Genomic DNA, 25,859 nt, shown 5'->3' on the forward strand with positions numbered 1-25,859 from the left:
TCTGGGTTCGCGAGCGCTCCAACGCATACTACCTCTACCCATAGCGTGCTGCCTGCCGGGACGCCGCCGACGTCGATTGTCCGCCACGCCTGTGCCGCCCCGAATACCGCGCCGTTACGAGTGTCACCGGGGCCAACAATTGATGTCCCAAGAATGGTAGCCGTGCGATGGGAGGTGTCCAGAATGACACCTCCTGATGAATTCATAAGTTGTAGTCCATGAGCCATAGACTTACTTATTATTTGCTCAAATCGCCCAGCTTCACCCTCAAGACGTTGCTTGCGTCAAACACCTTGATCACGTTATCGCTGATCTCCACGCGTTGGCCTGACGAGGCAGTGCGCAGGGTGCCGATGTTGGCCGTGATCGCACTGATGTTGGGGGTCACGATGTTGGCCCCGTCGATGACCGTCACCGATCCCGGCGTCCAAGACATGAGCGTTGTCGCAGCGGGTGACGTCTCAGCGAACATCGCCTTGGCCATGAACAGATAGCTGTCGCTTTGCCCGCTCTTGGTGTTGTACTTACGGGTCATGATCCGGACAAAGCGGCAGTTTGCAGGCATTGTTGCGCGAACCCAGATGCGCTTGTATCCCCCCAGATGAGTGCCGCCAGCAGCCTCTTCATCGTTGGTGGCGTTTGCATCGCCGCCGACATAACCGATGTGATTCCAATTGGGATCAAGCAACTGTAGGTAAACCTGAGCGCGACACCTGTGCGCCCCGGTATAGATGGAATACTCGTATGTGCGACCCGGCTCCACATCGAATTCACGGGCTCCGCCGTTGGCTTGTGCCATTGGACGGACGTAGAAGCAGTCGCTGTAGCCGCTCCCGTACTGAGTTCCGTTCACCTGACGCAGACACCACGTCGAGCGATCCGGGAGATTCCAAGCGTCACCAACCGCGCCACCGCCATACGAAAACTGGGAAGAACCAAGCAGCCACTCGCCCTTACCGTTCTTTTCGAAATGAGCGCCGCCAGCACTGTCGTTAATGTCCATAAACGAATTCGGGTTTACATTCTGGCCAGCCCCCAACAGGAGGTTGCCGCCCATACCGATAGTCAGCTTGTCGGCAGAGATCGCGCCCGCTGCAATCTGCGCGGAGCTTATGCTGTTCGCGATGATCTTATCAGCAGCAAGGGTACCGGCTTGGATTCGGTCACCGTTGATGGTGTTCGCGGTCATCCGGTCGGTGGTGATCGTGCCCGCAATGATCTTGGACGCGTTCAACGTGTTTGCGGTTATGCGGTCGCCATTGATGGTGTTGGCCGTCATCTGCGTGGTAGTGATTGACCCCGCGACGATCTTGGACGCGTTCAAGGTTCCGGCAGTGATGCGGTCGCCATTGATCGTGTTGGCCGTCATCTTGTCGGTCGTCACGGCCCCAGACTGGATTTTCTCCGCCGTCACAGCGCCTGCATCGAGCTTGCTCGTCTGGATGGCGTTTGCCGCGATGAGGTTGCCTGTGATCGTGCCATCGACGATCATCGTGCCGCCTGCCGCTTCGCGGAGCGTTACGCCGCCCACATCGATGAACCCGGTGAAGGCAGTACCCGAAGGCGTTTCCCAAAAGATGCGGATGCTAACGGCTGCGCTGTTGGTCGTAACCTTGGCCCGCTGGAGAATGGTCGATTGATCGCCTGCGGCAAATGTCATGGCCAGCACAGTTGACGTGTTCGCGCCCGCCGCGTTGAAATATTGGACATAGACATTCACAGCCCGGTTTGAGCCGTTTGTGCAGCCGATCCCGACCTCATACGTGGTAGAGGGTTTGCAATAGATGCTGGGCGCGATGACCTGAGTGGTCTCCGTTCCCCGGTATCCATCGTTGCTATTGCCTGACCAAAGCTGCCAGAAACCCTTGCTGCCGCCCACTCGCCCGATCAGCGATTTGTCGGGGGCCGGTATCATCTCCCACCCGACGTTATACGCATTGCTCGCGTTCACGGGTGTCACCCGTCCAGTCTCGGCAAACGTGCCCTGAGACGGCCCCTTCCACCAGTTGATGTCCTGACAGTAGGGATCGGGGAACAGGTTCTCACCTGAAATCTGGAGCTTTGAGGCCGAGGTCGTGTTGGCTGCGATCTCGTTACCTGTGATCGTGCCGCCAGCGATCTTAGCCGCCGTTATGGAATTCGCGGCCATGTGGTTGGTCGTGATCGAGCCATCGACAATGAGGTTCGCACCATTTTTGCGATAGATGCGGATTTGGCCGATGTAAAAATTGCCCGCCGTGTTGGACGCATAAAATTGCAAACGACCTTGGGTGGAGTTTGCCGGGGCAGTCGCGTTCACGGTTGCGCGGGTCCATGTTGTGGCGGCACTGGAGACGCCAACCGTGGCCGTGCTCGTCTGCGACCCATCAGGCCGCTCCCAACGAATTTGCACGTCGGCGCGCCCCGCTGCGCCTTCGGCAGCACGAGCGACAATCTCAAAGTAGACCTGTTCACCGGCCTCAACGCCGAACGTCGAATTGGCCAGTGCGACCCATCCAGCAGAAGCGGCAGGCGTCACAACCAACACGTTGGCCTTACCCGCATAAGCGTTGGCCGCATCGGCGGCGATGGCAACCCTCCCGGAGGTAGGGAAGCCCTGTGCTGTGATCAGGTCGCCGTTTGGTGCCAAGTTGGTCAAGTCAGCGAGCGATAGTTCACGAGCCGTGATCGAGTTGGCCGCAATCTTGTCAGCCGTCAGGGTGTTTGCAGCGATGCGGTCACCGTTGATCGACCCTGCCACCATGTGGTTGGTCTGGATCGAACCCGCCGCGATTTTGCCGCTGTTGACCGCGTTGGCCGTGATGTGGTCAGTCTCCACTGCACCGGCTTTGAGCTTCGCTGCGAGAGTAGCATTGCCCGCCCCGTCCACGACAAGGGCCTTTTGAAAGACGTTGCCCGTAGCGCTGGTGGCGAGGACGATCTCGCCCGCTGCCATGGTGATGTTCGCGGTTCCCGCGTTGTCCACACGGGCGCTAATGATCGCTTGACCCGTCCCCGCGTTCGCGACCGTCTGCCAATATGCGGACGTCTTACCCTCAAGGGCGGTGATCGACCCGGCTTGCGTCGTAACGGACGCTTCAGCGAAATTCTCAGGCCGCACCGAAACGCGGTAGACGTTAAGCGTCTTAGCGGTGGATGCTCCGAAATTGAGCCATTGCGACATCAAAAACACATGACCGCGCACTGTATTCGCGTTCGTGATCTGTACGCGCTTGCGGAGCGTGTATGACTTTCCGACTTCGCCAACGCCGAATTCCGTGCCGAAATTGATCAGAATGTCTTGGGCGGTCGCGTTTGCGGAGGTGAGGCCGCGAAACAGTATGCCCGCCCCCGTGAAGCCACCCGCGACGAGTTCAACTTCGGCCTCGACGATGTACCAACCCGGCTGCATGTTGCTCAGGCCACTGGTTGGCGCGGACGCGACCGTTTGCTGGATGCCTTGGCTGGTCTGCCCCGATGCGGTGACGAACTGTAGCGCGTAGGGTGAGTTTCGCCCGGTCGTCAGCCTGACCGGGGGTGTACCAGCCCAATTCGCCCAGTTGGCCGGGACGGGCGAACTCTCTACCCAATCTGCAAAAACAGTGTTGTAGATCGAGGAACCGGTTCCGAGCGAGGCCGCGACGCGCGTGATCGTCTCTGCCGCTGCCTGAGACGCTGACGCCTGCGTGGCGCTGGCCGAGGCAGCCGAGGCACTGGACGATGCCTCACCGGCTTTGGTATTGGCGGTTACCGCGCTGGCGGATGCAGCCGCCGCGCTTGTGCCCGCCTCGCCTGCCTTTGTCGTGGCCGTGCTTGCGCTAGTCGCCGCCGCATCTGCCGAGACCTTTGCACCGGCTTCGCTCGTGATGTCGATGAACTCGATAGACGCGATTTGGATGATGCCATTGCTCGTGCTGCCCGTGCGACGGACCAGAGCACGAGCCTCCACGCCGGGGAAACCGGTTGTGTTCTCCAGCGTGAACGTCTGCCACGTCGTGGTCACGGTGTCGGTGCGAGATGGATAGCTACCCGCGCCAGTGCCCGTGTCGGTCAGCCCGATCATGAAGCTGACCATTTGCGCCGTGCCCGAGGTCGTCCGGGCGCGGACGTTGAGGCGATAGCGCTTGCTCGAATTGTGCGTGAGCCACCCGAGGTTTGAGATGTCGAGGTCGCCCGCGACATTGTTCATCTGCGCCACAGTCCCGACCCCCGAAACGGTCGGGAAATAGAGGTTGGCGTTGCCCAAGCCGAAGCTAGCGCGCGTGGGAAGACCCTGATAGTTGCTCGCCCAATAGCTGCCGTTCTGCGCGAAATCGTTCGGAAGGACTGCACCGTTCGCCGCAGCCATCTGAGCACCCGAGAAACTCGACGCTGCCGCCACCGCGCTGTTGTTGGCAGCCGTGGCGGAGTTGCCTGCGTTGGTCGCTGACGTGTTCGCGCTGGAAGCAGAATTAGCGGCAGCGGTGGCCGAGTTCGCGGCAGCCGCCGCAGTCGTGATGTCTTCTATCACCAGCGAAGCGACCTGCATGACCGATCCGGTTTGGACGCGGACCAGCGGGCGCAAGTATGCCGTTGTAGTCGCCGGATCGGCGGTCATTTCCACCGAGACCGTCGTCCAATCGGTGTTTGCTGCCGGGAGCGACGTTAAGTTGTTCGCACCCAATTGCGCACCCGCGCTAGTCAGCCAAACGATGTACAGGATACCGTTCGTCGAGCCGCTCAGGCAGCGATAGCGGGCCGTCACGCGGAAACGGCGACCCGGTGTGTAGGTCATCCAGCCCAAAGCCGCTATGTCGCGCGTGCTGCTTGTACCGTCGAGTTGCGCAACGGTTCCTATACCTGAGACGCTGGGGAACGTGATGCCGGTGGCGCTGGCGGTAATCGATGCGCGAGTCGGTACCCCCGAGAACGTGGTTGACCAGTAGGTGCCGCCGTTCGTGAAATCACTCGGCAGGATTGTTCCGTTGGCCACCGTCTGCGTGGCTGCCGCCGCACTGGAGGCCGAGATGCCAGCCTGAGTGGTCGCGGTCGAAGCCGAACCCGCAGCATTGTCGGCAGACGTAGACGCATTGGCAGCAAACGTCTGAGCCTGCCCACGGGCAGTTTCAGCCAGAGTTTTGGCGGTAGTTGCAGCGGTTGCCGCAGTGCCCGCATCGGTCGCCGACGTGGCAGCCGATTTGCTCTCGGTGATATCCTCCAGCATCGCATAGTCGATGGCAAGCTGACCAGAGACAGGGCTTGGACCATTCATGATCAGGAACAGCTTGCCCCAGACCTTGTCAGACGCCCACGTGCGGACGGTGCCCGCACCAAATTCCGCCGTTACAGTATTCCAGCCTTGTGAGAGAGACGGTGCATCAAGTTCGACATTGCCGCCAGTATTGCCGATAGCGGCATCGCTCCGCACGTGCATACCGAAGCGCAGCGGGACGCCCGCGACAGACGCATAGACCCTGATTGTGATGCGATAAGTGCGGGCGTTCGAGATCGGCTTGATCTCGCCAGCGATGTCCGCGCGCGAATTCGCAGGCGTTAAAAGCACGTTGGACGCGCCCTGATAGCTGGCCTGAATCTGCCCGCTCGCGCCCCCCGCCTGCGTGTTGCCTGTGTAGGAGTTGGTCCAATTGACCAACGCCGCGTCGAAACTGGCATTGCTCTGAAGGCCCATCGCGGTGGCGGATGCCAAAGCTTGAGTGGCAGATGACGAACTCTGCGTTGCCGAGGTGCTGGCATTGCCTGCCGCCGTCTCCGCGCTGGTCTTAGAATTCGATGCCGCCGTTGCGAACTGGCCCGCATTGGTTGCGCTGGTGTTCGCGCTCGATGCCGACGTTGCCGCAGCATTTGCCGAACCAAGCGCAGCAACCTCAGAAGTGACGTCCACGATATCGAGCGAACGGACCTCGACGGTCGCGCCTGCGGCGATGGAGAACTCAGCTTGCATAGAAACGAACGGATACGCGCCGGTCGATCCGACAAAATCGTGCGTTGCGGTGAACCATCCCATTGCGGGGGTCACCACGGTGTTCGTCCCGGCAGTGAAGTTCGCCTGAGTGCCGGTCTCCTGCCACAGAAGCCCGAATGAGCGCCCCGTCACATTGCCGTCGATGGCTCGGAACACGACCGTCGCTCGGTAGGTACGTCCCGGCGCGTTGGGCAGAAGTTTGCGGGTCTTGGGGTAGCTGCTGACCGCTGACGTCCCGGCGTTCGTTACGAAGTAGACGTTGCCCACACCACTGACATTGCGGAAACTTGTGTCCGGGATCGAATTCGTGGTGGCGAAGGGATTGGCGGTAAGGAAGAAATACTTACCCTTGTCCTCGAACGTGCTCACGCCCCCGCGCTGCGTCGCAAGCTCCGCCGCGCGCTGCGCGTTGGCCGCGTTCGTGGCCGATGAGGCCGAGACACCAGCCTGTGTGGCTGCCGTCGAGGCCGACCCGGCTGCACTGTCTGCGCTACCGCTGGCGTTGGAGGCGAAGGTCTGCGCCTGCCCGCGCGCGGTCTCCGCAGCGGTCTTAGCCGTGTCAGCCGCACTCGCGCTGCTACCTGCGGCACCCGCAGACGTGTTGGCTGCCGAGGCCGAGCTTGCCGCAGCCGTGGCCGAACCTGCCGCCGCCAATGTCTGTGTCACGTCGGTGATAGAGAGCGAGGAGACTTGCACCACGCACCCGGCAGATGCTTCGAAACGTATCCACGGGCGGATATAGACAGTTCCGGCCCCTGCATCGGCGGTCATCTCGAAAGCATGTGTCTGCCAATCAGTGGTGGTCGAGCGCGCGCTGTTCGGGCTGCCTGTATCGGTGGCACTTTCACTGAACGACGCGCGATAGACACGTGCGGTCGTCGAACCCGAAATCGCGCGATATACTGCCTCGATCCGGTAGCGCTGACCCGCTTTCCAGTTCATCCATCCGAGTGGCGCGACGCCGCGTTGTGCAGATGCATCGATCTGTGCAACCCGCCCAACACCCGCGACAGTCACGAACGTGATGCCCGCTGCGGGGGTCGCCGCAAGGCTTGCGCGGGTGGGCTGACCGGAGCCAGTTGGTCCCCAATATTTCCCATCCTCATCGAAGGCCGAAGGCAGGATCGGCCCGTTAGCTGTCGTCAAAGTGGCTGCATTTGCCGCCGTGCTTGCGACGCCTGCCGAAGTGCTGGACTGCGTTGCCGATGCTGCGGCTTCAGATGCCTTGGTTGTGGCAGTTGCGAGAGCGCCTTCGGCTGCATTCTTGGCGGCGACGGTGGCATCTGAGCGCGACTTCGCAGCGTTCTCGACCAACACCTTGAGATTGGATTCGGCGGCGTAATAATCGGAGAAGCGAGCGTTATGGGTCGCAACGACCACCGTCGTCTTGACCGTGGTGTTGGTCAGCGCCGGGGTAAGGCCATTGAGGTAGGTGGTGAGCGCATCACGGGCATTGACCAGCGCAGTGGTGGAAATGCTGTAGACACCAGCTTCCGCGATCAGCGCCGCCGCCGCCGCGACGATCCGGTCACGCTCACGGATCACCGCAGGCTTTTCCGACGGCATCAGGACTGTGTCGCTGATCAAGTCGTTGACGTTGGTGTTCATCGCCGCGAGGGTGGTATTCGTGCCTCTGATCAGAATGGTGTCAGAGAGGATCGAGCCCGGTGTCAGCTTGTCCGCCGAAATCGCCGGAATGTGGGCCTCCGTGAGGACGGGGACTTTTTCGACCGGGGTGACGGGGAGAACGTCCTCGTGCAACTCGCCGAAAATGATTTCGGCGGGGACGGGCGGCAGCACGTTCGCGGGAATTTTGTCCGTGATGTTCGCACCCGGAACCGCTCCGAGGGCCGGTCCCTCGATTTTGATAGTGGTTGCAGAGACGCGCGCCGAGAATGGGCTCGCATTCCCAGACCTATCGACGCTCTTCAACCAAAAGTAGCGGGTAAGGCCGACAGCCGTTTCAGGAGGCTGCGCGACGGTGGTGGTGCCGGGCGAAACCGTCTCGCTCGCAAATAACGTCGCTGTCGCGGGATCGTTGGTTTCCGATGAGTAGATGTCCACACGCACGAGATCGGCAGCGGCATCGTTTTTCCAGCCAATGACATAGCGACCATATGAATCTTCGGTGTAGATATCGACGGGGGGCAGGGGGGCAACTTCGTCCTTCGCCACCTTGTGTGTGATCGTATCTGACCAATCGCCGACCACGCCTGCCGATGACTTCGCACGGACGCGCACGTCGTACTCGACATTGGCTAACGCGGGGATCGTCGCGGTAGCCGCTTGGCCTGCCGGGTAGTAATCCCACTCATTCATGCCAGCCTTGCTGACCGCGACCTCATAATCTGAGATGCCGGTCAATGCGGTCCACTTGACGATCAGCTTGGCATTCTGCGCATCGTCGAGCGACGATGTGACGCCAGCCTTAGCCAAGGTCACCTTAGCTGGCCTGATGTCGCGCCATTGCACGTATGCGCCGACGCCCGCCGCAATGTCTTCGGCAGGGACGCCACCAACCTGCGTCCCCGGAGGTGCGCCGACCGTCGCGCCGTCCTGCGGCTTGGCAGGACCAGTGACTGCCTGCCACTGGAATGCCTCACCGCCAGCGGTCACCGGGCCATAGATCGTGCGATCCGATACCGCGCCGCTGCTCGACCGGTACGAGATCGCAACCTGATATGCGGTGTTCGACGTCACCGTGCTGATTTCGATAGCCGTGGTATCGCGCGAATAGGTGCCACCCTGCTGCCAGTCGGCGGCACCAACTGGGCGGTACTCGACGATGATCGCCGCCGCGTAGGGGTTATCCCGCGCTCCACCGACGCGGATGATCGGCTTCGTACCGGTTGCGCTTGTCAGCGTGCTTCCGGTCACGATCCATGCGGTCGATTCCGGAGCGGCAAGGTCGGTCTTGTCATAGCCGGTGAGCGCGATAGTCGGCGGGGCGATTTGGCTCTGTCCGAGCGCAAACGCGTGTTTGGCGTCGTTTTCGCTCTTGAGGGTGAGGGTGACAACCTGATCGGAGGGGTTGTATTCGCGGTTGATGACTAGGCATTTGGTCGCGCCCGAGGCGATTTCGGGCACGTTGACCGTGACTGCATCGCCAACACGATAAGAGAGGGCGCGCAGCTTGAGACCCACCGTGAAAGTGAGCATCTCACGCGAGTTCACAAGATTGTACGTCGCAAGCTGGTGAGCCTGCTTGGCCTGCTGCACCATTGTGAATTCGACTTCCTTAGAAGCCTTGAATCCAGCGTCCTCCTCGATGTAGACGGTCGAAGTGACCTGCTCGCCGGAAACCATTTTCCAGAACTGCGACGGTTCACGGTAGGTCGGGGCCACCGTGTTGTAGCGCTGGCGCAGCGAGGCCGAGTTCTGGATTTCGACATCTCGAATGACATCGGCAGCAACAATGGATGCTGTGGTGGTCAGCGGTGTATTGACGAAACACGAAATCTGAGCGCCCCGAGCGATGGGCACACCGCCGCCAGCGGCGAGGATCGTGGACAGGACCGCGAACTTGTCATCCGAGGTCGAAGCGACACCGCCGCACTTCCAGTTATTAGCATCGGCAACGTTCGCACCGCGTACGAATGCGGCAAAATCGACCTCAGAGGGCAGGGCACCAATACCCACGACCTTGCGGCCATTCTCGTACTTACCAAGCGTCCAGTGCAGCGCGCAGAGGTAAGGATTCTCGGAAAATGCCCATGTCGAAGGTGTGGCGAGACGCTGTGATCCCGACCCACCCGGATAAGTCGAATCCTTGCGCGGATCATATACTTTGACACCGCGAACGGTCCAAAGAAGCTTCGGAAACCCTTGCGGGAACTGGTCCGAGTCATAGTCAGCATAGACCAGCGCGAGCGCATGGCCGGATGCCTTGCCGGGTGCCTTCGGAGAGGGGCCGTAGGAGCCGAAGCCTTGCGAAATAGTGGTAGGTGAGGGCGCTTCGCCGACAAGCCAGCGCTGCGCGAACTTGTTGCGATACAGCTTTTTGGACGCAGGCGAGGTCGAGGTGACCATCGAGATCGCCGTGGTCGGATCGCCAAAGAAATTCAGCCCGACGTCATTGGCATAGGCCGCATCGACGCCCGCGATTGGACCCGCCGCAGACAGTGCAATGGCGAGCCAACGGTAGCGGTTCTCTTTGCCTGAGAGTTCGTCATAGACCACCGTGCCGCCGGTGGCTGTGCGACCGTACAGCACAGGTACTGCCGCCTTCGAACTCGTGAGGGTGTCTAGCTGTGTGCCTGCGCTCGACGGCTTGGGGACCTGCATCGTCAACATGCTGACCGCCATCAGGGCCGCGCCTGCGACCGTTGCAATCGTCGCGAGGCTGATGCCCGCAATCGCAGCCGTGACACCGACAGCAGTCATCACGGAACCGGCTGCGAGGAATGCCGCACCGAGGATCGGGATTGCCATAGGCATTAGATGACCCTCCATGCCACGGTGCAGACGTGGGCAGGGCCGCGCATGACCTCACCATTCGCGAAGCCGATAAGATGCTCGCCGGGGTCAATCATGACACCGAGCGCGGTCCATTCTTTGCCGTCCTCGCCACCGGGAAATCCGACCACGTCGCCGGGAAGGGCCATCGCAGGCGGGATGCGCTCGAAACCATAGGCGTCGATGAAGTCCTCCATCGAGGAGCACCCCAGCGCAGTCATCGCGCGCCGCGCGCCAATTTCCGTAGAGTAGTTGCGCGCCTCCGAGAGCCGGGTTTCAAAACCCATGTTTTCAAGGTGACGGCCTGCGAGTATTCCGCAATCGGCGGTGCCCCAATTGAATGGCTGGCCGAAGAATTCATCAATGGTAAGCTGGGTTTTCTGGACGCGTTCGAGCAAGTTCATGCTCTATTTATTCAGGCGACCATTCCCCACGTCGGATCACTTTTTGAACAAATAGCTGTAATCTTTGGTGCCGATTGTGGGAGTCGCCGTCGTCGATGGTGTTCCTGCATCACCACCCCAAAACTTCGCTACCGTGGAATCGACGTTGAAGTTGAAGCCGGTCTCTCCGGGCCAAATGGCTTGATGCCATTCCTTGTTGAGCGCTTCGCCTTCGTTGGTGGCGAACATCCGGTCATAGGCCGAAACGGTGACGAGTTCGCATGATTGCGCGTTGGGCTGCACGTGCGTGACGACGGTGTCGAGACGACCGCTCCAGAGGAGTTCGGTGCCGATCACCGCTCCAGTCATGTCATTGACTGTGCCGAACCAGATGCGCACCCGGCTCCCCTGATTCTTGGGAGCCGACAATTCGCCGATGGCGTTGGCGCTTGGAGGCATCAGCGACAAGCTGACCGATGGTGCCTCCGATGCAATCTGCTCCGCGATGGTGTCCATACCGCCGAGTGTCCCGAAGATGGGATCACGCCCCGCGAACGTGGTCGCAACACCATCCACGGACAGGGATAGCGAAGCGCTGCCGTCGAGGAGATTGATGGCGGTGCCGGTGGATTGCAGGTCGATGCGCACAGCCTGAAACATCCGCAGAGACGGGGCCGCGAGGCTGGTGAGAAGCGCCGCGTCCATCAGTACGCCTCATCAATCTGGAACGAGAGACCGAGGTTCTCGGCAATTCCGACCGACCAGCTTTGTGAATTGCCAGAGACGAAACCCATGATCTTAGGCGTTTTGAAATCGACCGTGTCACCAACCGCCACAGGGGTCTTGAGCGCAGGCTGGATCGTCAGGTTGTTGCCGGTCACGGCAGTGATCTGGTGGAGGTAATGGATGGATGCCTTTTCGATGGAGAAAAGTTGGCCGACGACCTTGGCTGCACCGCCACCCGAGATCGTTATCTGCCGACCGCCCGTAGCTGCGGCTGCGATGGTGCCGGCACTCCACTTCGATGTGTCGATGCCGGGTTGCGGCACGGCCATGATGACGAGATCGGATAGGCCCCCGATCAGTGCTGCGATGACTGGCCCTGCCTGCCTCGCAAACATCTTGCGGCAGTCCACTGCGACCGACCACTTGTCGCCAAGCCGCGCGATACGCTGGATGGGGCCACTCAAGAAAGGCTTATGGTCAACCGCAGATGAGTTGAGGGTGATATCGGTCTTACTGCCGAACGGAAGCGACGGGAAAGTGATTGCCATTCAATATTTATCCGGCCATCACTTTTCCACTTACCGGTACAGCGTATTGCGATTTCGCTTCGTCTGTTCACGAGTGGTCAGCTTCTGTGCGGCCTGCACCGACTGGACTTGGCTTTCCTGAATCCAGCCCTTCACCGCTGAGGTCAGGACTGCATCCTGCGCGTTGACCGTCGTATTGAAGTTGATCGGTGACGGTGCCGCGCCCATTGCCCGTGTACTCTGCTGCATCGCGCTCGACAGAAGGTTGTGCGGAGCAATCTGCGACCCACCCGGCAGGGACAAGAGTTCCGGACCCTTTTCGCCCACCATGGTGAGGCCCCCGCGCCAATTGTGCGTGCCGGTCGCATTCTTGCCGATGGACACACCGGGAGTGGATTGCGTCGATATGCCGAGCGCGGACTTGCCCAATCCTGACACACCGAATGCGCGCCCAAGAGACTCGAAAATGACGAACCGGACGGCCATTTCGATCAAGTTCGCAATCACGGCTTTGGCCATGTCGCCGAAGGCTTCCTTAAGGGATTTCGCCCCCATGATGGCATCCATCAGGCCGCTCGTGATGTTGTCGAGCGCGCCCGTCGCAATGCTGCCAAGCTGGGCATTGAGGGTGCCGAAGGAATCCGCATGTTCCTTGACCCGACCCTTGACGCCGGGGTCATCCTTGGACTGAGTTCGGATGGTGTTGTCAGTTTCGCGGGTCTGACCATCCTCGAAATTCTTGTCGAGTTGCGCAAGCATGGCGTCGATGCGCTGGCGCGATAGCCCGAGGAGTTCGAGATCGGCTTCGTACTGTTGGCGGCGCACCTCGAATTCAAGACGGTCAGCCTCCTGACGTTTTTCCAACGCCTCAAGCTCATAGTCATGGCGCTTGGTCGCGGTGCGCGCATACTTCGCCCGGTCATCGAGATAGTCAGCTTCAGCCCGCAGCGTGTCAGCGGCGAGGGCGGTCTCCTCATCCGCGATCTTGTTCTTGCGCTCCTGCACTTCGCGCGCGTTCGCAATTGCGATATTGTTGCCTTCGATAGCAGCGAGTTCACGCTCTTTGGCCTTGAGGCTTTCACCCGCCGCTGCCGTCAGCTTGCCGGATTTCACCTGCTGATCGATGGCGTCGATCTTGCCCTCAGTCTGGAGCGCGAGGATTTCGTTCTGGAGGCGCAGGCGTTCGGCGAGGTTGTTGTTCTCCTGCAAAAGGAGTTGGCGGCGCTCAATTTCAAGCTGACGGGTCTCGTCTGTGCCATCGCTTGGCGCGGCTTTTTTCGACCCTTTGGGCTTCTTCGTTTCCGGGACTTCCGCTTTCGTCGGCTTCTCAAGGAACTTGTCGCGCGACTTTGGATCACGCAACGCATCGCGCACCGCCTTGGCTTGAGCGAGGTCGCGGGCCTCCTGCGAGTTGTTCGCCGCGCTGACTGCCTGCTGTTCCCATGCACCGCGACCGTCGTTGATCCCCACGCGCCGATCCATCGGATCGCGCCCGAACGTGCTGACAGCCGGGGTGACCTTAGCCTTCTCCTCGGCTACCTTTTTGTTGTAGTTGGCTTGGGCATCGACCACCGCAGCATTGGCGATGTCAAACGCGGCCTGACGGGCAGCCTCTGCGAGTAGCTTGTACTTGTCGGTGAGGCCCTCGATCTCGATTTTCAGCCCACGCGTTTTCGCCCCTGCAATGACGCTCGCCTTGGTGACGTTGCCCGTGGCGAGTGCAGCATTCGTTGCAGCATCGGCCGCCACGTCCAGCTTGGTGGCGAGTTCGGAAATCTGCGAACGGAGATCGTTGCTGCGCTGGTTTGCCTGTGCGGTGGAGTATGCCCAATACCCCATGGCAGCCGTCACCGCGATCAACGCAATTCCGAGCGGACCACCGAGAGCAGCGGACAAACCCGACGCCGCGACGGTGGCGGTGTTCATGGCCGTCGCACCGACTGCGATTGACCGGGTGGCGACTGTGTAGACAGCGGCGCTCGACGCAGCCGCCGCAGCATTGGCAACGAAGGCGGTTGTCGCGCGGGCAATGCCGGGGACGAGCGTGGCCGCATAGATCGCGGCGATGGTGGCGAGCGCGTTTGCAACCATCGGCAAGTTGTCAGCGAGCGTCTTGATCCCGTTGACGAGAATAAGGGTCGCACCGCTGGCCTGATTGCTGTCGCCGATGTAGCGGGTGAAAGAATTTGAGAGGACCGTCATGGCCTGCGACAGTGTGGTCACGGCCTTTGCCGCCTTCGCATCGAGCATGTCCGAACCGGCGAGCACCGCGTCGAAAAACGCCTTCGACGTGACGTTTCCGGCTTTGACATCCTTGGTCAATTTCGCGACCGAGCCGCCCCACTTGTCATTGCCAGCGGCAGCCGCCTCTAGCAGCGGGCGCGCGCCGTCGATGATGGAATTATACTCTTCGGCTTGAATCTTGCCGCCCGCGAGCGCCTGCGAAAGCTGGAGGAGAGCGCCGCTTGCGGCCTCCGCCGATCCACCCTGTACGCGCAGGGCCGTGGCAACGGTGGAGGAGAACTTGATGAGGTCTTGCTGGGTCGCGCCAAGCTCGCCCGCGCTACCTGCGGTGCGCCCGTACAAGACGCCAAGGCTTTCCAACTCCACGCCATTCTTCTGCGCGATGTCGAACAGTTCGCCTTGCACGCGTGAGAGGTCGAGCGTCGCGACCCCTGCGACCTTGAGCGAGTTCGTGAAACGGGTCCACGTGTCGGCAGCGCGCAGCACTTCGGACGCACCGAACATCCCGGCGAGGATCGGCGCAAACCGCTTGATCTGGTCACGCATCGATCCAATCTGACGCTCCAGATGCTTCGACGGATCATTGTCGTTCCACGCCTTTGCTGCGCGCTGCGCGGCCCGAGCCTGATCGGCAGCGAGCCTTGCTGCGGCGCGAGCATTGAGGTTCTGAAGCCTCTGAAGCTCACGCTCGAATTGGGTGATGTCAGCAGCGAAACGGGTGGTCAGAGCATTGGATGAAGCCATGCTCTATTTATTTGGATTACCGTATCGACGGGCTTGAGGTGCCGAACATCGAGGTCCACCTCTCAAATTCGTCCTCGCTGGGTGCGTTCGTCTTTTCCTCTCCAGTGGAGTGGAACTTGCGGAAACCGGAAAGGGTGAAGTTATACTCCCAAAGTGACATTTCTTTCACTTCGCGAGGCGTGAAACCTGCGGCACCGGCATTTTCATAGAAGCGGCCCCACGGGATCAATCCATCGGGGCTTCCGGAAAAGGGTCGTCATTCTCCCCGTCGTCATCCTGTTCGATGACTTCATCGTCCACGCCGACAATGGCCGCGAAGATGACCTCATGCGCGATTGTCGCATAGGTCATGAGGTTGCCTGCGGTGATATTGCGGCTGACGAGATCGAAGGCGGATTTATTGTCCATGCCGCCGCCAATGAGGGCGAGGCGGACGGTCTCGATGATGTCCTCAACGTGCCATTCGCCAGTACCCAACCGTTGGGCGAGGACATAGGGACCGACGCGGGTCTTTTCCTGCAATGTGATGAGTTCGCCAATCCGGAGGGCGAGATCGAAATAGCCTTCGCCGACAAATACGTTTTCGAGGACGGCGGAACGGGACTGTGAGGGGTTCATGATGTATTTATCACGAACCCCACCACCGGGAGATTAGACTTCTGCGACCACCACTTCGTCCGCCTGCTCAAGAGTGATCTGGCAAGTCGAAGATTTTGCGCGTTCGCCTGTGATCTGGAATGCCGTTAGAAGGAAGGGGCCTTCAACCATCCAATCACCATCGGTGATCTGGAGATTGCGGTGCTCTCCAGACTTGATCCACTCCATCCAGTCGAGCACGTCGCCCTTATTGATCAGGCCTTCGCCATCAATCTTGAAATCGGTGGACGTGACGCGGCGGACGGTCGTTGCCGGTGCCGACATGTCGGCAAGATCAACAAGCTGATCGGTCTCGGTCGTGGTCGAGATCGAAACGCTGCGCGAGGTATTGATGAGCGTCGGGTGCTCGAAAACTTCCGGCGTTGCGCCGTTGCCGATCTTGATGAGAAGGCGTTCGCCCAATACGGGAACAATTCTGGACATTTTTGTAACTCCTAGACTAGTCTGTCAGGAGTATTTATGATCCGGACGATAATGGCCGCTTAAGCAGGTTGAACCAAGTATCGAAACGACATCACTGTATGTCCTATCTGATTGTCCTTTTCTTCGACATTGCGAGAATCTTCAAATCCGTATTCTGAGACGGTGAAGCCTTCAATGGTTATGGGCGCGTTGAGCGCAGCCATGACTAGGGCCGCCTGCTTCTTATTGATGGGTTTTTTGCCAAACACGTGGATGGTCGCAAAACATTCGTACATCTCGGCTGCCTCGAATGCGGCGAGCACCTGATCATCGCCGATGACCGTCCAAGGCAGCGACGTGCCGGGAGGAACGGTTGCGAACACATGCTCGACGCCAGCGGCGGTGAGTGCAGCATAGATAGCCGCCTGAAGGGGGAGAGAAGGGTCGTTCATATGCCGAGTTCCTGCTTCAAGGCCTTCCGCAAAGCGCGGCGCAGGCTGGTCTTGTGACGTTTGCGGAAGATGCGGGTCAGCGGCACCCAGAACGGGTTCGCGGGAACATGCGAGCCATCACGAGCGACGTGACCGAATTCGAGCGGGACCGCGTAGTAGAGGGCATCGCTGCCGACGGAGACGGTGTACTCCATCAACCGGCTATCGCCGGTTTCCACCTTGATCGTGTCCGCGATGTGCGGACCATCAGCATCGTCATTGCGGGGCGTGATGATCTTGCCGCGCTTCATCATGGCCGCCGCCGTCTTGCGGTTGACGTCGTCGATGCCCTGCCGAACCGCAGGAGCCATCCGACCAAGCTTGGCCACGAACGCATCAATCTGTGTAGTGTCCACCACAGGCCTAGTCATTGAGGCCACCGCGTTGCGCCGATATATTGATTTGCCGACCGCGCCCCTCAAGGTCGCCGACCCAAAGGATGTCGTACCCGAGGCCAGTGTGATCGAACATCCGATCACCGATGCCGATGTCCGCCACAGGGATGCGCAGCACGACATCAAATCGGTCGATGCCGCTTGCGCGCATGCTGCGCACCTCCTCGCCCCCGCGCTGCGCGACGATGGCGGCGCGAATGCGTTCAAGTCCGGGCACGATTGACCATTCATCAACGACGTTTCCATATGGGTCGGTCGAGATTGATTTCCGCTCGATGCGGACCACATGGCGGTACTCGCCTGTGCGGGGAGGGGAGTAGGCCATCAGAACGCCCGATACCGAGATATGATGGCTCCTACCGCGAAAGGCACTTCCTTGAGGTCGGAGGCCGCGAAGGCTTCGCGCTGCTCATAGAAGTGAGAGATCAGCATCAGGAGGGCATGGCGAAGGTCGGAGGGCACAGTTTCGTTACCCGCTGTGAACTCCACTTTCACGCTGCCAAGATCATGGCGCACTGAGGGGAACGCCACGTGTACGCGGGCAGGGACGCTGTCGAGGTCACAGCGGTACGAGAGCGGTGGCACGTTCTCCCCATTGAGCGTGATCTTGTCCACCGACATCACCGGGCAGAGGTCGATATCGAAGTGACGGGGCAAATGGTCCATCGTGAGTTGCCAGCGGGCAGGGGCGAGCGAAATGCCTGCCCCTGTCGGACCTTCGATCACGGCGGTTGCCGTGGCGATCAGGTGCTCGATATATGTGTCATCGAGATCGTGACTGATGCGCAGGTGGTCGCGCGCCTCATCGAGCGTGACGACGGGCGCGGTCGGCGCGGCGATCAGCTTGAGGCGCGTCCAGTCCATTATTTCGACACCTTCGACGCCTTGGCGCGCATGCGCGTCGTCACCTCTTTTGCGGAGGGCAGGGCTGCGATCTCGATGGTTTCCGATTTAGGGGCAGGAGTGGCCGCTACTGGTTCGGCGATGCCGAACTCGATCCAGCGCGCGCCTTCTTCGGTTTCGACGATCTCTCCCGTCTTGTGGTTCACGTTGGGGCCGACGAGGGCCGTTTTCATACGAACTTTCATGGATGTATTTATGCAGACGGCAAAGGGGGACGGCCTTTCGACCGTCCCCCTGATTGTGCGGCTGATGCCGGTGAGGCTTACGCCTGTACCAGCTTCTTGATTGCACGGCTGTCGGTGACAAAACCATCCCACCGGGTGAAGCCGATGAAACCGATCTGGTCGCTGGTGGCGTAGCGCTCGTTGAGGCGCTTGATACCCACTTCGCGGACGTTGCGAACCGTGTACTTCGAGAAATCACCGTAGAGCACGCTGGTCACGCCCGTTGCGATGGATGCCATATCCTGATTGATGAAATAGCGCTGACCAAGGATGGTCGAGGCTTCACCAGCGGTCATCGCAGGCTGCCACAGCGGGAGGCCGTTGGCATCCTTGAGGAGGCGCAGCGACTTGAGCGTGGCGTCGTTGAACATGAATGCAGCAGCGCCACGATAGGCCGGATCGACCGAGTGCTGAAGGTTGACGAGGTCGTCATAGCTGATCGCGTTCGCAGCAGCCGACGTGACGCCAGCGCTAGCGCCGGTCACAATGCCCTGCGGCTGATTCACGCCAGTGCCGATAGTCAGCAGTTCGTTCTTGATGCGACCGAAACGCTCGCCCATCGCGCCGAGCACGGTGGCCTCGACGTTGATCGCCGCATCCTGCATGAGTTCTTCCGACAGGATGATGACGCCCGACGTGAACTTGTAGGCTCCAAGGGTCTTCTGGCCGAAAGTGACGTTGGTCTCATCAGCTTCCTCGCCTTCGCCGATCAGCGCTCCCTTGTTGGCCGTGTCGTTGAAGGTCGGGATGGTCAGCGGGTTGCCCGAAGCGGTCGTCAAGTAAGTGACCGGGCCACCTTCGTTAAGGGGGCCATAGGCCTTCATCGCGGTGATGAGGTTCGGGACGAAGCCGGTGGGGACCAGATAACCGCCCGCAGAAGCGGTTGCGATGCCCTGTGCGCGCAGTTCGCGGGCATCAACATCGCCGCGCAGGTAGCCACGGAAGGCATCGCCATGAACGTCGGCCTGTGCGCGGGCCTCGACGACGGTGTTCTCCACGGGCAGGCGTTCAGCAGCGGCCTCATAGGCCTTGTTACGAGCTTCGATCTTGTCGAGGCTGGCAGCGCGAGCCTCAAGTGCATCGGCATCGTCAAGCATGCGCTGTGCTTCAGCCAGCTTCTCGACGTCGTTGGTTTCGGCAATGACAAGTGCCGCCTTGTTGGAAATCTCCAGCGCCTGTGCGCGAAGTTCAAAAGTATTCATGAAATAGTTCGCTCCAATTGGATTAGCGAACTATTTATCTTTAGCCTTCACTTGAGCGGCGCGACGCACCATTAATGATGGAAGCGTTTACTAAGAGCCCTCTTGAAAAGAGTAACGCGGATATCATCCTTGTTTTCGTCAGTGCGGTCAGAGCGCCATACCTCAAGGGAACGAAGCGCTGCTTCTGTCGAGGGGTACGCGGGTGAGATGACGAAGCTGATCTCAATGAGATCGACATCGAGGAGTGTGCGCTCGACGCGTCCGGTGTCATCCTCGCGCCACTGCTGCTGGATGACGCGGAACCCGAAAGACATCCGAAGGTCTCCATCCCGCAGGGCATCAAGCTGCGCAGGGGTGAAGCGGGTGGTGTCGAGGTCGAAGGCAAGACCGTGCGCATCCTCGCGCAGGACCAGCTTGCCCGAGCCGGTGGAGCCGAGCGGGCTGTCATCACGGTGCGCCCACAATGCGTAGATGTTCGTTTCGCCAGCGGCAGCCGCTGCCAGAGAACCCTTGAACGCACCGGGGCTGATGCGCTCGACGAAGCCGCCTAGATCGTGGCTGTCGCTGTCGAAAACTGCGGCATATCCTTGGGCACGACCTTCGGCATCATCGGTCTTGGCTCGCACCTCGACGTTGGTCAGGGTGAAATTGCGGGTCTCAGTGGTAATGGTCATGCTGCATCCTCTTGGGTGTCGTCGTTCCCTTCTTCGTTGGCGGGATCGGTAGGGGTGGTATCTGGTTCGGGCTGCGGTTCGGGCTGCGGTTCGGGCTGCGGTTCGGGCTTCGCCGCGTTCTCAAGGGGAACCGTCGCGCCTTGAATGTAGAGGCGATCACCGCCCTCAAGCGGGGGCAGGTTTTCAAAAGCACGGGCCTCATTCGGGGTCATGATCGCCGCATGGATCGCCTTCTGATAGCCATCCATGCGAGAAACGAAATCGCCGCGCTGAAGGCCGTCCATTGAAAATTCGACATAGCCCTTGGTGTTGCGCGCTCCGAATAGCTTGGCGTTAAACTCCTGTTCGATGGCTTCGATCAGAGGGTGGAGCGTCTGTCTGCCGAGCGACAACATCTGCTGCTCAACGTTGCTGTACGTGCCGTTGCTGAGGTCATGGAGGACCGCAGGTGCAACATTGAAAATCCGGCTCGCCTCTGAAATCAGGAACTGGCGCAGTTCGATAAGCTGCGACTTGGCCGGATCGAGACCCACCGGTTTAAGGTCATGGCCTGCCGGAACCACCATGACGTTGGACCTTGTTCGCTGCGACGCCTTGACCGCTTCCCCGATGTCGTTGGATGCTCGCGCTGCACCCTGTGGTGAAATCGCGACCGGACTGGTCAGCATCAGCGGAGGGACGCCACCCGACGCGAACAACTTGCCAGCGAATTCCTGTGCCGCGATCATCAACGCGATGGCGTCGCGGTTGGTGTGGATCGGATTATAGCAACCGACCGCATCAGATTTAGGAAACAACGCGACGTCGATGACGTTGGCCGAGTCATAGACCGCCGAACCGGTATCCAGCTTGTATGTGTAAGTGCGTTTGATCGACTCGCCGTCCAGCCCTTGCTTGATCTCCAGCTTGTTCGGGTCAAGAGGCCAGAGGCCCGTAACCCGGCCTACCTTGTCACGCGAAATCAGGGCGGTGGCGCGACCTTGCAGCATAAGGCGCGAGACCAGCCAACGGTTGAAGGCAGAGGATGTCTGATAATCGTTCGGACGGTCGTGGATGAGGTAATACAGCGGATTGCGGGTGTCCTTTTCCGCACCATCCTCTGTACGCTTGTAGACATGGAGCGGAAGGCTAGCGATTGTCCCGGCAACGGCATTAACGGCCTGCCAAATGGCCGTCACGCCTAACGCCTTCTCCTCAGTAACGCTGTCACCCGTCACTGTGGGAGCAAGGTTGAAAAACTCATTCCAAGCCGAAGCGCTGGAAAACGAAACCTGCGGGTTTTCGAGTGATCGAGCCTCTTTATTCGCGAATAGGTTGAACATGACCTTATTTATCTGCGGGCAGCAGACGGGGCGCGCTTCGCTGTCAGTTGAAAGCGGCTTGACGGTTCTTCATGTGTAAACTATAGGAGACACATGGACGTCAGGTTGACCCCTCAATTCGCGGCATGGCTCAAGGGCCTCAAGGATGCGCGCGCGGCGGCGAAGGTGAAAGCGCGGCTCATCCAGTTCGAGGCCGGGTCGTTCGGCGATGTTAAGCCGGTGGGGGAAGGGGTGTCCGAGACCCGCATCCACTATGGTCCCGGTTACCGGGTCTACTTCGTGCAGCGTGGCGCGGTGCTGGTCGTGGTGCTCGCCGGGGGTACGAAGCAGACGCAGAGCCGGGATATCGACAAGGCGAAGGCCATCGCGAAGGAACTGGAGGACTGATGATGAAGATAAGCGAACTGGAGACCTTCGACAGCGTCGAGGCTGCCGCTGATCCGCTGGTGCAAGAGGAACTGATCAACATGGCGTGGGAGGATGGCGACATCCCCGCCTTGACCCATGCCCTTTCGGTGATCGCGAAGGCGAGGGGCATGACCGACGTTGCCGGGAAGGCCGGGATCACGCGACCTGCCCTTTACAAGGCGCTATCGCCGACCGGCAACCCGTCGCTATCGAGCCTCATCGGCATCATGAAGGCGCTCGACATCAAGGCATCGTTCTCGACGCGCCACGTTTAAGCCGAAGTTGCGGACGAAAAAGGGGCGGACCAGTGGCCCGCCCCTCGCGCTATCGTTGATTTTTAGACCTCATTCCTCGCCGAAGTAGGCCTGAAGCGACTGATGAGTAATCGGAGTCACGGCATATCGCCCGATGTTGTCCGGAGCGCTACTCCAGTCATCCCAAGCCAACATGTAAGCCTTTCTGTCGCCAGTTACTGTGCGGGTGCGCTTCGTGATGCCCCCTTGCCAGCTACCAAGGTTTTCGATTTCAACCTCGTAAAGTAGCCGGGCATCTACGACAGGTCCGTGGATCGCCATTACTTCAAGGCCATCCTTAGTAGATTGAGAACAGTTCTCCATGAACTCGGTAATCTGCTCAAGCGTAAGGTCCACGACATTCTTAAAGTCGTCTTCGGTGAACCCTTCCGGCAAAACAAGACCGGCTTTCGGGAAGAGAAGAGCTTGAAGTTCTGCTCGCGCTGAGTGCGAGAGTTTGCTAATGTCCCGAGCGTTAAGTGTCAGGTTCATGAAATTTCCCTTCATGTAGCTTGCTTAATCGAGAGGGAGTCGGTTGCACCCGGCTCCCTCTCTTCGCTACCTGTCATTGCCATGACGATTAGTCAACCGCGAAACACGGGCCCCGTGAATTTATTTTGATGACCTCAAAATGGATTTTGGGTTGGTCAAATCCGAGGAATCTGATGCGACGGCTAAAGCCGGGAGATCGAGAAGTCCGGGTCTTCCCAAGGGCTCACCGGGGGAGCCTTATTTCCCTCCCGCACCTTTAGGGCGAGCGCCATAGCGAGCGTGACCGCACCGTCGATGCGGAAGCGTGAGGCCGACTTGTCGAGTTTACGGTTACCAGCAGGGTCCATCACCACCATGGCATTCATGACGCACATGTTCTGGATGGGGTGGCTGTCGTGAACCAACGTTTTCGTCACGACAGCTTCTTCGAACGCGGTCACTGCCGGTGACATATCGCGGAAACCCTGTCCCCACTCGACGAGTTTTAGCGCGCCATAGGCGTCATCATCCTTCGTCACGGCCAGCCCGATGTCGTCGAAATGACCGAGCAACTCGCTGGTATGGTAACGGTCGAAGGCGAGGCCGCGCACGTCATAGGTCTCGTACAGTTCGGCAATCTTGAGTGCGATCAGGCGCGGGGTGATGATCTCGCCCGGACAGGTTTCGAGTAAGCCTTGTCGTGCCCACACATCGTACGCGGCGCGGTCGCGTTTAGCGTGCTCCGCGAGTAGCGCTGCCGGTTTCCAGAACCACGACTTCGTACGGATGGTAGGGCCAGCGCTGACCATCGTCAGCGCGGTGAGATCGACGCGGTAAGACATATCAAGGGCGAGGTAGACCGGCTCTCCGCGCTCGAATTCCACGGCATCGACGCGGCAGGCTTTCCACGAAGATTGGGAAATGAGTGTCGCGAACGCGTTGACCCGCTGGTTGAGGTAGCGGAGCCTGAAGTTGGCTTCCTTCGTGGGCGTGAGCATCGCCTCTTTGGCCGCCGTTGCAAGCTGATCGGGCGTTTTCCAAGTCGCGAGTGTCGGGTTGGCTTTGAGCCATTGCTCCGGATCGTCGAGGTCGCAATCTTCGTCTGCCGCGTAGAGGTGGCACACGGTCGTCGGATCAATCTTGTTGCCGTCATCGTCATGCGCGAGTCCGGCATCGATCATCAACGAAAGCGGGTGCTGCGGGTCGTTCGTCTGGGTGCTGATGACCACAGCCAGCGGGCGCGCGCGAAGCTGCTGACTATCATACATGACGTTCCACAGGTTCTCGTTCGGGGCCTCGCCGAATTCGTCGTACACGAAGAAATCCGCGCCCAAGCCGTGCTTGCTCTCTGCCTTAGCCGATAGGGCATGGTAGACGGAGCCGCTGCCTCGCACGTCGCTGCGCGTCACGACCATGCGCGACGTCGATGGATAGACTTGAATGTATTCCTTCAGCGCTGGCCGCAGTTCGAGCATCTGCTTGACCATGTTGAAGATGACTTTGGCCTGCTTCTGATCGACCGCGCAGCTATAAATCTGCCCATTGATCTGGGCTTCTGGGCCGATCAGATGAACCAGTAGCAGGCAGGAGACGAGGAGTGACTTCCGGTTTTTTCGAGCGACCGAAAGGACGGCGCGGGTGACCAGCGGCTTCCCATTTTCCTTCACCGGCTCATAGATTTCGCGAATCCAATTCTCCTCCCACGCGTCCAACTTGATCGGTTGACCAACGGCAGGGCCGTCGTTGATCGGGAGCATTTCGATGAATCGGATCACGCGATCAGCGCGCGCCTTGTCCATCAGGCTCATGAGACGAAGTCGGCAAACGGGTTCGTGCTGGCACTTTCAGGGGAGGCATTGATCGCCTGCCGCGCGATGGGATCGAGGCCGAGCCGTTGACCGAGCGTGGCGATCAACCGAGCTTGGTCAGCCTGAAGCTTGTACGCGGGATGGATGACCTGTTGCCCGGTCGAGCCCGTGCCGATGGCCTCAAAATCACGGTCGGCGATGATCTTGGGTCACGTCCGTCAATGTGGTGTAATTTCGGTGCTGGCCATCGGGCTGCATTTTCAGGCGGCCTTGGGTGTAATCTGTAGCGGCTGAACCTCCTCGGTTATGGGTGTGGCAAGGGCGGCCATGCCCTCGATCTGCATGTAGCGGTGCTGGAGCTGGTATTCATCGTTCTGCTCGAGCAGGACGGCACCGACGAGGCGGATGATGCTGTCCTCGTTCGGGAAGATGCCGACAACATCGGCGCGGCGCTTCACTTCCTTGTTCAGGCGTTCCAGCGGGTTGGTGCTGTGAAGCTTGACCCGGTGCTGCTCGGGGAAGGTCATGTAGGCGAGCACGTCGTGCTCGGCATCGTCCATGCAGGCGCCGAGCTTGGGCCATCTGGCGCGCAATTGATCGGCGACCTGACGCCAGACCTGAGTTGCGGCCGCATGATCGGGCTGGAGGAAGACTTGGCGGATCGCAGCAGCAACAACCGTGTTTTGGCCCTTGGGCACGTAGGCGAGCGCGTTCCTCATGAAGTGGACGCGGCAGCGCTGCCAGGTGGCGCTGAGCACGCGGGTGATCGCTGCCTTGAGGCCCTCGTGGGCATCGGAGATGACCAGCTTCACGCCGGTCAGGCCGCGGCGGGAGAGGTCCTTGAGGAAGCTCGACCAGAAGGGCTCGGCTTCGGAAGGGCCGATGTGCAGGCCGACGATCTCGCGCTTGCCCTCAGTGTTGACGGCGACGGCGATTATCGCGGCGACACTGACGATCCGTCCCCCCTCGCGCACCTTGAGGTAGGTGGCATCTAGCCAGAGGTAGGGCCAGTCACCGGCGAGCGGGCGCTTGAGGAAGGCATGGACGCGCTCGTCGATGTCTTTGCACAGCTTTGACACGGAGGACTTGGATATCCCGGTCATGCCCATCGCCTGCACCAGCTCATCGACGCGCCGGGTGCTGACCCCGGCAATCCACGCCTCCTGGATTACTGCGACCAGCGCCTTCTCAACAGTCTTGCGCGGCTCCAGGAAGCCGGGGAAGTAGGCGCCGGTCCGCAGCTTGGGGATCTTGAGGTTGAGCGTGCCGAGCCGGGTATCGAGACTGCGGTCGCGGTAGCCATTGCGCCAGGTCGTGCGTTCGCCCGATCGTTCATGGCGGCCAGCGCCGACCAGGCCGTCGACATCGGCCTCCATAATGATCTGCAATACGCTCTCGGCGATCGTACGCAGGAAATCTCCATCTCCGGTCTTCGCCATCAGTTCGGCAAGCGGTAGTCTGTCGTCGGTCATCGGGATCAACTCCTCGGTGGGCGTGTGAAGTGTGGTAACTCCACCTTACCGATGAGCCCGGTGGCCACCGAGTTCGAAATCGCATGGGGTTGGGCATGCCCAACCCCATGCGATCAC

At 60.1% G+C, this 25,859-nt stretch carries 20 protein-coding genes; 2 read left to right on the top strand and 18 right to left on the bottom strand.

The annotated features are described in order from the left end of the window. Positions 1-238: 238 nt before the first annotated feature. The 15 genes from GR702_RS11545 to GR702_RS11615 all read right to left on the bottom strand — a co-directional run bounded on the left by GR702_RS11545 (position 239) and on the right by GR702_RS11615 (position 21,290). Positions 239-10,378, bottom strand: coding sequence for a hypothetical protein (locus GR702_RS11545; RefSeq protein WP_160986034.1), 10,140 nt, complete (start codon positions 10,376-10,378; stop codon positions 239-241). Next, a complete protein-coding gene (locus GR702_RS11550) occupies positions 10,378-10,794 on the bottom strand; it encodes a DUF6950 family protein (protein ID WP_160986035.1) in 417 nt (138 codons plus the stop codon). The genes GR702_RS11545 and GR702_RS11550 overlap by 1 nt, the downstream gene beginning before the upstream one ends. 42 nt (positions 10,795-10,836) lie before the next feature. Then, the gene (locus GR702_RS11555; RefSeq protein ID WP_160986036.1) at positions 10,837-11,484 is read right to left on the bottom strand and encodes a hypothetical protein; all 648 of its coding nucleotides are present in this window, start codon (positions 11,482-11,484) and stop codon (positions 10,837-10,839) included. Then, a complete protein-coding gene (locus tag GR702_RS11560; RefSeq protein ID WP_160986037.1) occupies positions 11,484-12,053 on the bottom strand; it encodes a hypothetical protein in 570 nt (189 codons plus the stop codon). The genes GR702_RS11555 and GR702_RS11560 overlap by 1 nt, the downstream gene beginning before the upstream one ends. A gap of 30 nt (positions 12,054-12,083) precedes the next feature. After that, a complete protein-coding gene (locus tag GR702_RS11565; RefSeq protein ID WP_160986038.1) occupies positions 12,084-15,020 on the bottom strand; it encodes a tape measure protein in 2,937 nt (978 codons plus the stop codon). A gap of 225 nt (positions 15,021-15,245) precedes the next feature. After that, on the bottom strand, positions 15,246-15,638 hold the full coding sequence (locus GR702_RS11570; protein WP_160986039.1) for a gene transfer agent family protein: 393 nt from the start codon (positions 15,636-15,638) through the stop codon (positions 15,246-15,248). Between the two features lie 33 nt (positions 15,639-15,671). Then, positions 15,672-16,100, bottom strand: a complete 429-nt coding sequence (locus GR702_RS11575) for a phage tail tube protein (RefSeq protein ID WP_160986040.1) — start codon at positions 16,098-16,100, stop codon at positions 15,672-15,674. A 59-nt stretch (positions 16,101-16,159) separates the two neighbouring features. Next, positions 16,160-16,531 (bottom strand): DUF3168 domain-containing protein, encoded by a 372-nt coding sequence (locus GR702_RS11580; RefSeq protein WP_160986041.1) that lies wholly within the window; start codon positions 16,529-16,531, stop codon positions 16,160-16,162. Next, a complete protein-coding gene (locus GR702_RS11585; RefSeq protein ID WP_160986042.1) occupies positions 16,528-16,926 on the bottom strand; it encodes an HK97 gp10 family phage protein in 399 nt (132 codons plus the stop codon). Before GR702_RS11585 ends, GR702_RS11580 begins: the two co-directional genes overlap by 4 nt. A gap of 7 nt (positions 16,927-16,933) precedes the next feature. Further along, a complete protein-coding gene (locus GR702_RS11590; RefSeq protein WP_419880296.1) occupies positions 16,934-17,290 on the bottom strand; it encodes a phage head completion protein in 357 nt (118 codons plus the stop codon). After that, positions 17,290-17,829 carry a head-tail connector protein gene (locus tag GR702_RS11595; protein ID WP_160986044.1) on the bottom strand — a complete coding sequence of 180 codons (540 nt, stop codon included), beginning with the start codon at positions 17,827-17,829 and terminating at the stop codon, positions 17,290-17,292. The genes GR702_RS11590 and GR702_RS11595 overlap by 1 nt, the downstream gene beginning before the upstream one ends. Beyond that, positions 17,829-18,041, bottom strand: a complete 213-nt coding sequence (locus GR702_RS11600; protein ID WP_160986045.1) for a hypothetical protein — start codon at positions 18,039-18,041, stop codon at positions 17,829-17,831. Before GR702_RS11600 ends, GR702_RS11595 begins: the two co-directional genes overlap by 1 nt. Positions 18,042-18,130: 89 nt before the next feature. After that, on the bottom strand, positions 18,131-19,294 hold the full coding sequence (locus GR702_RS11605) for a phage major capsid protein (RefSeq protein WP_160986046.1): 1,164 nt from the start codon (positions 19,292-19,294) through the stop codon (positions 18,131-18,133). Positions 19,295-19,365: 71 nt separating this feature from the next. Then, positions 19,366-19,968: an HK97 family phage prohead protease gene (locus tag GR702_RS11610; RefSeq protein WP_160986047.1), complete on the bottom strand. Its 603-nt coding sequence runs from the start codon at positions 19,966-19,968 to the stop codon at positions 19,366-19,368. Further along, positions 19,965-21,290 carry a phage portal protein gene (locus GR702_RS11615; protein WP_160986048.1) on the bottom strand — a complete coding sequence of 442 codons (1,326 nt, stop codon included), beginning with the start codon at positions 21,288-21,290 and terminating at the stop codon, positions 19,965-19,967. The genes GR702_RS11610 and GR702_RS11615 overlap by 4 nt, the downstream gene beginning before the upstream one ends. A gap of 93 nt (positions 21,291-21,383) precedes the next feature. Between GR702_RS11615 and GR702_RS11620 the strand changes: the two genes are divergently transcribed. Both GR702_RS11620 and GR702_RS11625 read left to right on the top strand, forming a co-directional pair. Continuing rightward, positions 21,384-21,677 carry a type II toxin-antitoxin system RelE/ParE family toxin gene (locus GR702_RS11620; protein WP_160986049.1) on the top strand — a complete coding sequence of 98 codons (294 nt, stop codon included), beginning with the start codon at positions 21,384-21,386 and terminating at the stop codon, positions 21,675-21,677. Next, the gene (locus GR702_RS11625; protein ID WP_202408214.1) at positions 21,677-21,973 is read left to right on the top strand and encodes an addiction module antidote protein; all 297 of its coding nucleotides are present in this window, start codon (positions 21,677-21,679) and stop codon (positions 21,971-21,973) included. Before GR702_RS11620 ends, GR702_RS11625 begins: the two co-directional genes overlap by 1 nt. A gap of 69 nt (positions 21,974-22,042) precedes the next feature. On the opposite strand, the gene GR702_RS11630 is transcribed toward GR702_RS11625, so the two are convergent. From GR702_RS11630 to GR702_RS11640, 3 genes are all read right to left on the bottom strand, one after another. Next, the gene (locus tag GR702_RS11630) at positions 22,043-22,483 is read right to left on the bottom strand and encodes a hypothetical protein (RefSeq protein WP_160986050.1); all 441 of its coding nucleotides are present in this window, start codon (positions 22,481-22,483) and stop codon (positions 22,043-22,045) included. A 182-nt stretch (positions 22,484-22,665) separates the two neighbouring features. Continuing rightward, complete coding sequence (locus GR702_RS11635; protein WP_160986051.1) at positions 22,666-24,261, bottom strand: terminase large subunit; 1,596 nt, start codon at positions 24,259-24,261, stop codon at positions 22,666-22,668. 269 nt (positions 24,262-24,530) lie between these two features. Continuing rightward, positions 24,531-25,742: an IS256 family transposase gene (locus tag GR702_RS11640; RefSeq protein ID WP_099231114.1), complete on the bottom strand. Its 1,212-nt coding sequence runs from the start codon at positions 25,740-25,742 to the stop codon at positions 24,531-24,533. Positions 25,743-25,859 lie beyond the last annotated feature (117 nt).

Origin of the sequence: Novosphingobium silvae (genome assembly GCF_009856825.1) — a bacterium.
Lineage (GTDB): Bacteria > Pseudomonadota > Alphaproteobacteria > Sphingomonadales > Sphingomonadaceae > Novosphingobium > Novosphingobium silvae.

Excerpts from the sequence above, each read along its gene's own strand:
- GR702_RS11545 (WP_160986034.1), bottom strand. The coding sequence starts at position 10,378 with ATGCCTATGGCAATCCCGATCCTCGGTGCGGCATTCCTCGCAGCCGGT.
- GR702_RS11565 (WP_160986038.1), bottom strand. The coding sequence starts at position 15,020 with ATGGCTTCATCCAATGCTCTGACCACCCGTTTCGCTGCTGACATCACC.
- GR702_RS11555 (WP_160986036.1), bottom strand. The coding sequence starts at position 11,484 with ATGGACGCGGCGCTTCTCACCAGCCTCGCGGCCCCGTCTCTGCGGATG.
- GR702_RS11580 (WP_160986041.1), bottom strand. The coding sequence starts at position 16,531 with ATGAACGACCCTTCTCTCCCCCTTCAGGCGGCTATCTATGCTGCACTC.
- GR702_RS11635 (WP_160986051.1), bottom strand. The coding sequence starts at position 24,261 with ATGGACAAGGCGCGCGCTGATCGCGTGATCCGATTCATCGAAATGCTC.
- GR702_RS11610 (WP_160986047.1), bottom strand. The coding sequence starts at position 19,968 with ATGACCATTACCACTGAGACCCGCAATTTCACCCTGACCAACGTCGAG.
- GR702_RS11640 (WP_099231114.1), bottom strand. The coding sequence starts at position 25,742 with ATGACCGACGACAGACTACCGCTTGCCGAACTGATGGCGAAGACCGGA.
- GR702_RS11620 (WP_160986049.1), top strand. The coding sequence starts at position 21,384 with ATGGACGTCAGGTTGACCCCTCAATTCGCGGCATGGCTCAAGGGCCTC.
- GR702_RS11615 (WP_160986048.1), bottom strand. The coding sequence starts at position 21,290 with ATGTTCAACCTATTCGCGAATAAAGAGGCTCGATCACTCGAAAACCCG.
- GR702_RS11575 (WP_160986040.1), bottom strand. The coding sequence starts at position 16,100 with ATGTCCAGAATTGTTCCCGTATTGGGCGAACGCCTTCTCATCAAGATC.
- GR702_RS11595 (WP_160986044.1), bottom strand. The coding sequence starts at position 17,829 with ATGGACTGGACGCGCCTCAAGCTGATCGCCGCGCCGACCGCGCCCGTC.
- GR702_RS11625 (WP_202408214.1), top strand. The coding sequence starts at position 21,677 with ATGATGAAGATAAGCGAACTGGAGACCTTCGACAGCGTCGAGGCTGCC.
- GR702_RS11600 (WP_160986045.1), bottom strand. The coding sequence starts at position 18,041 with ATGAAAACGGCCCTCGTCGGCCCCAACGTGAACCACAAGACGGGAGAG.
- GR702_RS11605 (WP_160986046.1), bottom strand. The coding sequence starts at position 19,294 with ATGAATACTTTTGAACTTCGCGCACAGGCGCTGGAGATTTCCAACAAG.
- GR702_RS11590 (WP_419880296.1), bottom strand. The coding sequence starts at position 17,290 with ATGGCCTACTCCCCTCCCCGCACAGGCGAGTACCGCCATGTGGTCCGC.
- GR702_RS11570 (WP_160986039.1), bottom strand. The coding sequence starts at position 15,638 with ATGAACCCCTCACAGTCCCGTTCCGCCGTCCTCGAAAACGTATTTGTC.
- GR702_RS11560 (WP_160986037.1), bottom strand. The coding sequence starts at position 12,053 with ATGGCAATCACTTTCCCGTCGCTTCCGTTCGGCAGTAAGACCGATATC.
- GR702_RS11630 (WP_160986050.1), bottom strand. The coding sequence starts at position 22,483 with ATGAACCTGACACTTAACGCTCGGGACATTAGCAAACTCTCGCACTCA.